The 12,103-nt window shown below is 72.3% G+C and carries 7 protein-coding genes and 1 CRISPR repeat array; of the genes, 6 read left to right on the top strand and 1 reads right to left on the bottom strand.

Annotation, left to right across the window (positions count from 1 at the left end; genetic code table 11):
- Window positions 1–246: 246 nt before the first annotated feature.
- A complete protein-coding gene (locus ACZ5OX_RS35055) occupies window positions 247–2,196 on the bottom strand; it encodes a serine/threonine-protein kinase (protein WP_465635820.1) in 1,950 nt (649 codons plus the stop codon).
- Window positions 2,197–2,624: 428 nt separating this feature from the next.
- A CRISPR array of direct repeats spans window positions 2,625–3,386; the repeat unit is 29 nt; unit sequence CGGCTGACCCCCGCGGGCGCGGGGAGAAC.
- Between the two features lie 336 nt (window positions 3,387–3,722).
- Here ACZ5OX_RS35055 and cas3 point away from each other — a divergent pair.
- The 6 genes from cas3 to cas6e all read left to right on the top strand — a co-directional run bounded on the left by cas3 (window position 3,723) and on the right by cas6e (window position 12,059).
- On the top strand, window positions 3,723–6,578 hold the full coding sequence (cas3, locus tag ACZ5OX_RS35050) for a CRISPR-associated helicase Cas3' (RefSeq protein ID WP_465635819.1): 2,856 nt from the start codon (window positions 3,723–3,725) through the stop codon (window positions 6,576–6,578).
- A gap of 259 nt (window positions 6,579–6,837) precedes the next feature.
- A complete protein-coding gene (gene casA, locus ACZ5OX_RS35045) occupies window positions 6,838–8,484 on the top strand; it encodes a type I-E CRISPR-associated protein Cse1/CasA (RefSeq protein WP_465635817.1) in 1,647 nt (548 codons plus the stop codon).
- Window positions 8,481–9,314 (top strand): type I-E CRISPR-associated protein Cse2/CasB, encoded by an 834-nt coding sequence (gene casB / locus ACZ5OX_RS35040; RefSeq protein WP_465635815.1) that lies wholly within the window; start codon window positions 8,481–8,483, stop codon window positions 9,312–9,314. The genes casA and casB overlap by 4 nt, the downstream gene beginning before the upstream one ends.
- 74 nt (window positions 9,315–9,388) lie before the next feature.
- Complete coding sequence (gene cas7e / locus ACZ5OX_RS35035; RefSeq protein ID WP_465635814.1) at window positions 9,389–10,558, top strand: type I-E CRISPR-associated protein Cas7/Cse4/CasC; 1,170 nt, start codon at window positions 9,389–9,391, stop codon at window positions 10,556–10,558.
- A complete protein-coding gene (gene cas5e, locus ACZ5OX_RS35030; protein WP_465635812.1) occupies window positions 10,555–11,403 on the top strand; it encodes a type I-E CRISPR-associated protein Cas5/CasD in 849 nt (282 codons plus the stop codon). Before cas7e ends, cas5e begins: the two co-directional genes overlap by 4 nt.
- Window positions 11,400–12,059: a type I-E CRISPR-associated protein Cas6/Cse3/CasE gene (gene cas6e, locus ACZ5OX_RS35025; RefSeq protein ID WP_465635810.1), complete on the top strand. Its 660-nt coding sequence runs from the start codon at window positions 11,400–11,402 to the stop codon at window positions 12,057–12,059. The genes cas5e and cas6e overlap by 4 nt, the downstream gene beginning before the upstream one ends.
- The last annotated feature ends 44 nt before the right edge of the window (window positions 12,060–12,103 follow it).

Genomic DNA, 12,103 nt, shown 5'->3' with positions numbered 1-12,103 from the left:
AGCAGTGCCCATCGTGGCAGACATCGGTGGCACCGCGGCTTCTGATAGGAGTCACCACCTCCGCACCACACGCCCGCCGAACACCACCGTGGGTCCTGCGGCCCGCTGTTTCGGCGGCCGCCACCTTGAAGGGGGAGGCCCAGGTGACCATCCAGCCCGACCACCAGAGCCCGGCCCCGGCCAGGCCGGCCACCCTGCACGAGCTGCGCACCGCGCTGTCCCGCCACGGCCTGCCCGGCGAGCGTGCTACCCGCCGGACCTGTGACGCCACACCTGGTACAGGCGAAGGACGTCGACAGCCCATGGCACGCTGAAGTTCTCGCCGTCCGCAGGTACCGTGCGGCCTGCCCGCTTCAGGACCCGGGGTAGGAGTGGGTGCGGCTGCCCGGTGGCCGTGGTGAGTAGCCCGGTGAGTAGCGGTTCGTCGGGCGGGGTGTCCCTGTCGACGAGTGCCAGAAGGTCGAGCAGGTCGGCGTGGCCGAGGCGGGGAAGGTCGACCCCCGAAGCGCGCAGCCGGGAGAGTGTCGTCGTGCTCTGGTTTCTGGCCTGCTGCTGGAGGTGGCTCCGGACGGTCCGTGCAAGGGCATGCAGACGATCCTGGCGGTCCTGGTCTGGGGCGGGTGGGGCGGTGGTGTTCGACGTCGTTGGTCCTTCAGCCGGCGTGTGCTCCAGTTCGGCCAGGCGCCTGGTCCAGGTGCGTACGGCCTGTGCCTCGTAGCCCGGCAGAGTGCCAGCGGTTTTGGTGAGGTGCGTGAGTTCGGCGACGGCCGTGCCGAGGTGTTCGGCGTCGAGGTCGTAGCCGCTTGAGGTCAGGTCGGTGAGTCGGGCGCGCAACGCTTTTAGGGCTTCCCGCCGTTCACGTGCCCGGGGCGTCCGCGGCTCCAGCCAGGCCAGCTGCGGTGCAGGCGCGCGTCGCAGGGCATGCTCGTCGGCGGGGCGTTCGTTCGGTTCGTCATCGGTACGCGGGGCCCTCGTCGCGGCCTCGCCGTCGGCTGCGCGGGCTACTGGAGGTGACTGTAGGAAGCCGCCGCCCGGGTCGGCGGGTTCAGGCTGTGGGGTCGGCGGTTGGTCAGGGGTGCCTGGGTCAGTGTCGGTGGTTGGGGGAACGGCGGTCGGCGGTAGAAGGGCGGGTGCCTTGGTGGCGGGCTGGGTGAGTTCTGCGAGGCGGGCGCGGGCTGCGTGAAGGGTGTTGCGCTCGGCCGGGGTTTGGGGCGTGGATGTCAGCCGCATCACCTTGTGTAGGGATGCGGACAGCTGCTGCGGTGTGCCTGCCGTGGTGAACCGCTTGAGTTCGGAGAAGGCGGCTTTCTGCCGGTCGGCAGGGTCCACGCTGCGTAGCCAGGCCTTGGCGTCCATCACGGCGGTGCGCAGGGCTGTGCGGGTGGCGCCCTCGGCGTGCAGGCACAGCTGGAAGGCGCGGTCGACCAGTTCCTCTGCCTGTCCGGCGTCGAGCCGCCGGCATGCCTTGCGCAGGGATTTGATGAGTTCGCGAGCCTCGGGTTCGAGTGCTGGTTCCTCTGGGCGTCCGGTCTTGGCTGTCGGTTTTCTGCTTCGATGCCGGGCGAGGGTCGGTGTGATGAGCCCGTCACGGGTCAGCGAGCAGTCGGCGAGGTCGAACCACTCCAGGGGGCCGGCCGCTGTGCCGACTTGGGTTCCCACCTTGACGCGTCGCTCGGTGCCTGCCGCTTCACACCGGATCCGGTGGACGAAGCCCTGTTTGCGGAGTTGCGCGTCAGCGGTGTGGTCCTCGGTCAGCAGGGTGCGCATCGGCGGTGTCTCGCCGATGGGTCGGTCGTGTGTCCGGGCTGCGGAGGGCAGGTGGATCCACCAGCCGGAGCCGGTGGTCGGTTCGCTGAGCACGATCGTGCCGGTGCCGCCGACCGGGATCTGAGCGGCGATGTCGACGCCGCGTCGGGCGAGCCAGCGGGCCATGCCCTGCTTGATGTAAAGGTGGTCGGCGCTGGAGACGCCCGTCGACGCGCGGCGGCACACCGTGGGCAGGCCGCCGGGTACCGGGTAGTGCGCGAAGTGACAGGCCCTGTCGACGTAGAGCTTGGTGGTGAGCTGTTTGCCGCAGCCCCCGAGCAGGACACCGCACCAGAAAGTGTCACCGCGGTGGGCGCGCCGGAAGGCCTCGACCTCGATCGCTTCCAGCGGCAGAGCAACGGGGGTGTCGCTGTGCTCGTTGCCGATCACGGCAGTCTGGATGCGCCGCCGGTCCCAACCTTGCTCCGCCAACATGTCTCCGTCCGGTCGCGAGTCATACTTCCACCCTGTGGCCGTCGTGTCAGGCGGTTTGGGTGGTGCGGGGGACAGCCGCCCCGGTACAGGAGGCCGCGGACCGGCACGGCTACTGGCACTACCCCTACACGGTGGTGAACGCGTGACCTGCCACGGGCGCGGGAAGGACGCCTGGACGTTGGCGGCCCGGACGGCCAGGACCGGCTGCCCCCCGGGCGCGGGGAAAACCACGACGCCCCCGACGACACGTGCCGCCGCTGCGGCTGACCCCCGCGGGCGCGGGGAGAACGGTCAAGGGCGTCGGGGTGCATCGTCAGTTCCCGGCTGACCCCCCGCGGGCGCGGGGAGAACTTCCTGCGCTAACTGCACGTAGCAAGTTAGTGCGGCTGACCCCCGCGGGCGCGGGGAGAACCAGGGCTGGGCGCCGGACTGACGGCGGCTGACCGGCTGACCCCCGCGGGCGCGGGGAGAACGCCTGATCGCCGACGGCGGCATCGCCGGTCAGCGGCTGACCCCCGCAGGCGCGGGGAGAACATCCTCCAGCGCGCGGGTCGCGGCCAAGCGGGCGGCTGACCCCCGCGGGCGCGGGGAGAACTTGCGCATACGAAGATCCGACCCGGACTCGAACGGCTGACCCCCGCGGGCGCGGGGAGAACGCCAGCGCCGGAGACAAGACCACCTCGGCCGACGGCTGACCCCCGCGGGCGCGGGGAGAACGGCGGGAGCCACCGGGCATAATTCCTCTACGGCGGCTGACCCCCGCGGGCGCGGGGAGAACTCCTCGGCGACCTGGCGCAGCTTCTCCCCCGCCTGGCTGACCCCCGCGGGCGCGGGGAGAACGTGCGCCCGGCAACGGCGAGGGCCTCCGATGCCGGCTGACCCCCGCGGGCGCGGGGAGAACGGCCAACCATCCAGGCAACCCCGGCCACCAACCGGCTGACCCCCGCGGGCGCGGGGAGAACCGGCGGACGGTCGCCCGGCGCCGAAAGGTCACCGGCTGACCCCCGCGGGCGCGGGGAGAACGTCATCCAGGCCCTGCGGCGGGATGGCGGCGCCGGCTGACCCCCGCGGGCGCGGGGAGAACCACCCGAGAAGGAAGAAAACGATCATGGGATTCGGCTGACCCCCGCGGGCGCGGGGAGAACTCTTCGTGACCTGCACCGTTGTGATGGATTTGCCATTTCTTGACCAGCCGAGTACGCGGCAGGGCTGGCCTGTTGAGGTGTCAAGGAGCAGCGCCCATCGTGGCAGACGGCCACGGCACTGTGCTTCGCGATCACCGCCGAATGCCCAGGCGGTGCTTGAATCCGCGTGGACGGAGCTCGGAGGGGAGGCGAGGAGCCACTGTCAAGGGCTGCAGTGTCCGAGGGGGCGGGATTTTATCGGGTTGGCCGGGGATGGGTGTGCGGTTTTGAGGGAGTCGGCCTGGCTGGTGGCCGGTGCAAGGCCGGTTGTCGGTGTCGGGTGGTACTCCACTGAGCATGGTTCTCGATGAGGGCGCAGGACAGTTACCAGATCTGCGGTTGTGGGGCAAGGAGAGCGGGCTGCCGGCTGAGTATCCGGTGATCTGTCATCTGTTGGACACCGCGGCGGTCGCGGTGGCGTTGTGGGACGCGGTGCTGCACCCGCAGGTCCAGAAGCGGCTGGCCGAGGCCCTGGGTGTCGAGGTGGACGAGGCCCGGAGGCTGGTGGGGTTCTGGGCCGGCCTTCACGACGTCGGGAAGATCACCCCAGGGTTCCAGGCGCAGGTGCCCGGCGCGTTCGGCCGGCTCGCCGACGAGGGCCGGTACGCCACCGGTTTCGGTGGCGGGGGCGGGGGCGGGGGCGGGGGCGGGGTGGGAGAACGGCTGCGGCATGAGGTGGCGACGCACTGGGCGCTGGTGGAGTTCTTCGAGGAGTGCGGTTATCCGCCGGTCGGCAGGCTGGTGAGGAAGTCCGCGGCTCATCAGATCGCGCAGTTGCTCGGGGGGCACCACGGCTGCTACGGGTCGGTGCTGGAGGCGCGGAAGCTGGCCGATCCGTCCGGGTACGAGCCCGGGCTCGGGGCGGGGCCGGGCTGGCGGGAGCAGCGGTTGGTGCACGCCCGTGTGGTGCGGCGGGTGACGGGGGCGTGTGGGGTTCCGGTGGGGGTGTTGCCGGGGTGGGCGGCGGTGGTGGTGACGGGTCTGGTGGTGGTGGCGGACTGGTTGACGAGTCAGGTGGAGGTGATCGTCGGTCGGATTCCGTCGTCGGGGTGGGTGGCCGGTGAGGAGGCGTTGGGGGCGCATTACGGGGTGGCGGTGGGGGCGGCTGCGGGGTGGGTGCGGGAGGCGGGCTTGGGGCGGGCGGTGTTCCCGGCGAGGTCGTTCGCCGAGCAGTTCCCGGGCTTCCGGGTTCCGAATCCGCTGCAGAGGAGCATCTCGGAGGATCTCCCGGGTCTGGTGCGGGGGCAGGGAGGGGTGGGGGGTTCGGGGTTGGTGCTGGTGACGGCGCCGACGGGGGATGGGAAGACGGAGGCGGCGTTGCACGCGGCGTCGGTGCTGGCGCGCGGGTCGGGGGCGTCGGGGTTGTTCGTGGCGTTGCCGACGATGGCGACGGCGGATGCGATGTTCGGCCGGGTCGGGAAGTTCGCCGAAGCGAATGTGGAGGGTGATCGGGCGCTGATGCTGTTGCACAGCATGGCGTGGTTGAGCGTGCTGCGTGAGCACGGTGGCGGATCACCGGTGCTGGCCGACTCGGAGGCGGGGCGGTGGTTGCGGACGGGGCGGCGGGGGATCCTCGCGCCGTTGGGGGCGGGGACGGTCGACCAGGCGCTGGCCGGGGTGTTGCCGCTGCGGTACAACGTGCTGCGGCTGTTCGGCTTGTCGGGCAAGGTGTTGGTGGTCGACGAGGCGCACGCGTACGGGCCGTGGATACACAGTCTGCTGGTGCGGTTGCTGGAGTGGCTGGGCGCGTTCGGCGCTCCGGTGGTGCTGTTGTCGGCGACGCTGACGGGCCGGGCGGCGTCGTCGCTGGTGAACGCCTATCGCAGGGGTGCGGGTTTCCTGGAGCCGGCGATGGTGGAGCCGTGCTACCCGGGCTGGCTGTTCGTGGACGCGGGCACGGGGGAGGTGGCCGCACCGCGGGAGGTCGGCAGCGGCCGGGAGCGGACGCTGCGAGTGGAGCGGCACCCGGTGCGGTGGGACGTGCGGGAGGATCCGGGGAAGCCGCCACCGGCCGGAGGCCGTCGGGCGGTGTTGCGGGAGCTGCTGGCGCCGGTGGTCGATGGCGGCGGGTGCGTGCTGGTGTGCTGCACGACGGTCGCCGAGGCGCAGGCGACGTACCGGGACCTGTGTCAGGCGCTGCCGGGGCTGGCGGCTCGCGAGGGGGGCTTGCGTCTGCTTCATTCGCGGTTCCCGGCGTTCGAGCGGCAGCGGATCACCACCGAGTGCGAGGCGGCCTACGGCAAGCCCAAGCGGGACGGGGAGGTCGGCGTGGTGCGGACGGGTTCGGTGCTGGTCGCGACCCAGATCGTCGAGCAGTCCCTGGACCTGGACTTCGACCTGGTGGTCTCGGACCTGGCGCCGCTGGCGCAGCTGCTGCAGCGGGCCGGGCGGGGCAAGCGCCACGACCGCAAGGTGCGGCCGGAGTGGAGCGGGCCGGTGAACGAGCCCCGGCTGGTGGTGCTGGAACCGCTCGGCGACGACGGCGCGGTACGTGCGCCGCGCAGCTGGGGGACGGTGTACGACGCGTCGCTGCTGGCGCGCACCAGTGTGCTGCTGGCGGAGCCGGGTAACGGTGCGATCGCGGTTCCGGGTGATGTTCAGCGCCTGGTGGACGCCGTGTACGCGGACGACTTCGGCGAGGGCCTGAAGGAAGCGGCACGGCGTGAGCTGGAGCGGATGGACGCCGAGCGGGTGGCCTCGGCTGTGGCCGAGGGGCAGCTGGCCGAGTGGACGGCTGTGTGTGCGCCGTTCGACGTGCGCGGTGACCTGTCCGTGCTCAGCGAGCGCCCGGTGGCGGAGGAGCTGTTGACGACGCGCCTGGGCGCGGACAGCGGCCGCGCGGTGTGCGTCTACGTCCGGGCCGGTGGCGGGGTGACGCTCGACGCCGACGGCGAGATCCCGCTGCCGGGCCACGGTGGCGGGGTACTGCGGCGTGAGGACGTCGAGCGGATCGTGCGGCACACGGTGCCGGTTCCCGGCTGGTGGCTGAAGGGCCGGGATATCGAGCACGAGGTGCCGACCTTGTGGCGGAGGCGGCCAGTCCTGGCGGACCTGGTGCTGCTGCCGATGCGCCAGGGCGCGGACGGTCGGTGGCTGTGCCGGCTGGGGGAACGGGAGATCGAGTACTCGGATGAGGGAATTTCCGAGAACTAGCCTCACAAACACCGCACTTGTCGATAGCTTGGCAGCGCCTCTGCTGGAGCAGGCCCTTCGGCCTGCTCCAGCAGGGGTAACGCCCCCGCCTGCGCGGGGAGTTGCCGCCTTTGCAGCGGTTTCCCAAACACCGCATGGCTCACCCCCGCTCAATGCGGGGACCGCCCAGAGCCTACTTACCCAGCCCATTTGCCCGTACCCGCCTCGTTGGAGGCCCCTCTTGCGGCCCTCACCCCCCGAAGCCTCAGCACCACCGCTCGTGCCGGCCCCGTTCGCGCCGACCGCATCGCCGGCCTCACCGCAGCGACCGACGTACGACCTGTTCGATGAACCGTGGATCCCCGTCCGCTGGCGCGACGACGCGCCCACCGGTGACAACCCACCACCCAAGGCGGTGGGCCTTCGCCTGCTGCTGCTTCACGCCCACAAGATCGAGCGAATCACGGTCGCTCTCCCACCGGCGCTGTCGGCGCTGTACCGGGTCCTGTACGCGATCACCGCCCGTATGACGGGCCTGGACGCCACCACGCCCCGCCCCGGCGACACCCAGGCCGAAGGCGAGGACTGGTCGGAGCGGCGGATCGCACTCGTCGACGACGGGCGCTTCGACACGGACGACGTGGAGAAGTTCGCGGCGGAGTGGCGGCACCGCTTCGACCTATTCGACCCCGAGCGGCCGTTCCTTCAGGACCCCCGGCTCGCCGGGCAGTGCGACCCGGCAAACACCGCCGGAGTGGACAAGCTCGTCACCACCCGCCCATCGGGCAACAACCACGCCTGGTTCCGGCACGTCGACCCCACCGCTCCCGACCTGCCCACCAGTGCCGAGGCCGTTCTGCACCTGCTGGTCTGGCACTACTACGGGCCATCCGGGCGCTGCTCGAGCCGCACCGTCGACGGCACCAGCACTGCCAATAGCAAGGCCGGGCCGCTGCGCAGCACGCTGTCCTATCACCCGGAGGGCGAGTCGCTGTTCGAGACGCTCTTGGCGGGGCTGCCCGAACCCGGGGGCGCGGATCGCCGGGAGGAGGACCTGTGCCCGTGGGAGTGGGCGCAGCTGCCGGACCCGGGCGGCGCGCCGCCGGTCCTGGCGGGGCGGTGTTCGGAGCTGACGGCGCGTTCCCAGCACGCGTTGCTGCTGGTGGCCGATGGTGATGGGGAGCGGGTGCGCGACGCGTTCATCACGTGGTCCTCGCTTCACAAGATCCCCCGGGACGGGGACCCCTACCTGATCTGGCAGACCAGCAAGGAGGGCAACTCCTACCCGCGTCCGGCGGACTCGGGGCGTGCGCTGTGGCGGGACCTGGACGCGTTGCTGCTCAAGGAGCCGGACGGTGTTGCCCGGCCGCGTCGGCCGAAGGTGTTCTCCACCGCGGTCGAGGTGTCGGAGTACCTGCGGGTGCGGGCGCTGGGCTTCGAGCAGGACGGACAGGCCAAGGACGTGCAGTTCGTGGACGCCACCACTCCGCCTGTCGTCGAGTTCGTCGAGGAGCGGAACGGAGCGCTTGCCGTCGAGGTCGGTCGGCTGCGGGTGCTGGGGGAGCGGTACGGCGTGCGGCTGGAGCGGGCGGTGAAGAAGGCTTGGGTCGCGTTCACCGACGCGTCCAAGGTCCGCGACTGCTCGTGGGCGGTGGATGCCGCCGCCCGATACTGGCCGGCGGCCGAGGCGGTGTTCTGGAAGTGCCTTGACACCCGCGACTTCGAGGGCGCCGCCGCCGCGTTCCGCGCCATTGCCGAACAGGCCTACGACACCGTCACCTACAAAGCTCTCGGCACCGCGCGCGGTGCCAAGGCATGCACCACCGCCCGCCTCGAGCTGTACGGCGGGCCCGCCAAGAAGACGGCCAAAGCCCCCCGCGGAGCGGGCAAGGCCGGCGAGCGCTCCAGCAGCACGGAGGACCAGTGACCGACGCCGCGACGATCCCCGCCCTCACCCCGCCCACGGAACTGCCGGCCGCCGCCGCGGACCGCGGCGCCGTCCCCGCGCTGGGCCGCGCCCGCGCCTTCACCGCCTGGATCGACCGGCGCAGCCACGACGACCCCGGCGTGCGGTCGGCGCTGCGGCGCGGGGTGGGCAAGCCGGTGGACAAGGCGCCGTTCATGCACCGCTACGTCGCGTCGTGGCTGAGCGAGGAACAGTTGCGCGACCGCGACGTGGAGCGCGCCCACTACACGGTGGCGGCACTGATCGCCGCGCAGCGCCGCGACCAGTACGCGGCCGCCGTGTGGGAGGCGGACGGCGGCGGGCGGGACGGGGACGCTGCGGCGGCGGCCGAACCCGCCGACGCGGCCGGGAACGGCGAGGCCGACACCAACGGGGATGACGCCGAGGCCGCTGGGGGTGGGCTGCGGACAGCGAATGCGACGGTCCCGCCGAGCCGCAGTCTGGGCCGATCGTTGGCCGACGGTGTCACTGCGGGACTGCGCGAGGCATCGGTGGAAACCAGGCTCAACCTGCTGACCCGCCAGAGCGTCGAAGGGCTGCACCGGCACCTGCCCGCCACGGTGCGCCAGCTGCGCGAGCGCGGCGTCGAGGTGGACTGGGCGCAGCTACTGGTGGACCTGTGCCGGTGGCGACGGCATTCGGGTGCGGTGAGGCGGCGATGGCTGCAGGACTACTACCGGGCGGTGCAGGCCGGTGAGGAACGGGCCGCGCGCGAGGCGGACAAGCGCGACAGCGAGAGCACCAGCGGCGACGGCTCGGAGGCCGTGGGGGAGGTGGACGACCGGACCTGACCCCTTCGGGCGACGACCCCGCCTTCTGCTGCCGCACCGATTTCCCCCGTTGACCACAGTTCAGGAGAAGAACAGTGCCCTCCCGTTCCGACGCCGCGTCCGCGCGTTTCCTCGACCTGCACGTCGTCCAGGCCGTGCCGTTCGCCAACCTCAACCGCGACGACAACAACTCCGTCAAGACGGTGCGCTATGGCGACACCGACCGCACCCGGGTCAGCAGCCAGTCCTGGAAGCGCGCCATCCGCGAGTACTTCCAGGACGGCTTCGGCGAGCGGGCGCTGCGCACCCGCCGCATCGGCGCGCGCGTCACGCGCCTGCTGCAGGAGGAACACGGCTGGCCTGAGGACCTCGCGCAGCGCGCAGGCCAGCACACCGCGGCGGGCAGCAGCATCAAGTTCGAGACGGCCAAGGACACCCCGGTCGTAACCACCAACGCGATGGTCTACGTGCCGGAGAGCGCGGTCGCCGAACTCGCCGCGCTCGCCGTCGAGCACCGCGACGCGCTCGCCGCCGCCAAGGACATCAAGAAGAGCAGCGACAAGAGCGTGCTGCCCAAGGACCGCATCGACGCGATCCTGCGCACCCGCAACGGCGTGATCAACCTCTTCGGCCGGATGCTCGCCGAGGTCGACGACGCCGGCGTCGACGGCGCCGTCCAGGTCGCCCACGCCATGACCACGCACGGTGTCGATGTCGAGCTCGACTACTTCTCCGCCGTCGACGACGTCACGTCCGCCTGGGGCGACACCACCGGCAGCGCCCACATGGGCACCGCCGAGTTCAGCGCCGGCGTCTTCTACCGCTACGCCACCGTCGATCTCGCCGACCTCGCCCGCAACCTCGGCGGCGACCTGGCCGCCGCCCGCGAACTCGCCGGCGGCTTCGCCGAGGCGTTCCTGCTCTCCCTGCCCCGCGCGAAGAAGACCGCCACCGCCCCCCACACCATCCCCGACCTCGCCCACGTCGCCGTGCGCGCCGACCGCCCGCTGTCCTACGCCGCCGCGTTCGAGCAGCCCGTCCGCTCGCACGCCGACGGCGGCTACGCCCTGCCCTCTCGCGCTGCGCTCGCCCGCTACGCGACGGCGGCGGACCGGCTGCTCGGCGGCCGTGGCAGGGTGTTCGCCGGCTGGGCGAGCCTGGAGGACAAGGACCTGACCGGGCTGGGCGAGCACACCGAGTCCTTCCCCGCTCTCATCGACGCCGCCCTGGACGCGGCGTACGCGCGCAAGACGGTCGACGCGTGAGCACGCACCTGCCCGCCCCCCGCCCGGCCCCCGGCGGGCGGGGGCTGCTGCTGCACCTGGCCGGGCCGTTGCAGTCATGGGGCGAGCGGAGCCAGTTCAACGAGCGTGACACCGCGCCGTTCCCCACCCGCTCGGGTGTCTTCGGCCTGCTCGCCGCCGCACTCGGCCGCGAGCGCGGCGCGGACATCACCGACCTGACCGGGCTGTCGCTGACCGTGCGCGTCGACCGGCCTGGCGTCCTGCTGCGCGACCTGCACACCGTCGGCGGCGGTCTGCCCCCCGGCGCGACGGTCACCACTGCTGATGGCAGGAAGCGGCCCGGCGCATCGTCCACGCTCCTGTCGTACCGCCACTACCTCGCCGATGCGGCGTTCACTGCGGCGATCACCGGCGACCCGGCCGTGCTCGCCATGTGCGCCGACGCCCTCGACGCACCGAGGTGGCCGCCGTTCCTTGGCCGACGGTCCTGCCCGCCCGAGGGCCCGCTACTGCTCGGACTGTTCGAGGAGGCCGCCCAGCACCTGATCCGCCTGCCGATCGCCCGCCGCCGACCCGCGAGCGCCGCGAACGTCGAGGTCGTCTTCCACGGCGACCGCCCGCTCACCACCCTCAGCACCGGCGGCAACCCCGGCGACGACGGGACGCACCCGGCAGGCCAGGTCACCGACGAGCCGTCGACCTTCCACCCCCGCCACCGCACCTACCGCGCCCGCCCCCGCTACCAGCGCACCCTCACCCTGCCCGCCGACCGGTGCGCCGGCCTCGGCACTGCCTACCTCACCGCCCTCGGCAACCACCTCGATCCCAGCGCCGACCGGCGCCGCCCCGAAAGCACCCGTCCATGAGCCTGTGGCTGACCCGCATCCTCCCCGACCAGCGCAGCCGCGAGGCGCGCCGCGACGGCACCAACGCCGTCGATCTCCACCACCGCCTCATGGCGCTCTTCCCCGACCACACCGCGGAAGCCGCCGCCCGGCAGAATCTCGGGGTCCTGTTCCGCACCGAGCTGGCGGCCGACGGCGGCCACCAGATCCTCCTGCAGAGCAGCGTGCAGCCTGACCTGACACGGCTGCCCCCCGGCTACGGCCGTGGCGCCACCAAGTCCCTCGCCCCGCTCCTGGCCGCCATGCGCGAGGGACTCGCGGTGCGCTACCGCATCGCCGCCAACCCCATCCGCAAACCCGGACGCACCACCCGCGAGCTCTACAACCTGAGCGCCGTCGTCCCGCTGCGCGGAGCCGCAGCCGACGACTGGTGGACCCGCCAGGCCGACGGCGCCGGCCTGCAACTCACCGCCCTGCGTTCCGAGCCCCTCGACGCCGCCCGCGGCACCCGCCGCAGCGACCAGCACCGCGTCAAGCACGACCGGGTCCTCTTCGAAGGCATCGCCCGCATCACCGACCCCGAACTCCTGCGCACCTGCCTGACCGCCGGAATCGGCAAGGGCAAGGCCTACGGCTGCGGCCTGCTCAGCCTCGCCCCCCACCGGGATGACCAGTGACCGCAGCTGCCCGACGTCCCGACCCCAACGCCCGCCGCAAACTG

The organism is Kitasatospora sp. NPDC032121, from assembly GCF_055580145.1.
Note: the sequence above shows the minus strand (reverse complement) of the source record. Positions and strands in the feature narration are given on the sequence as shown.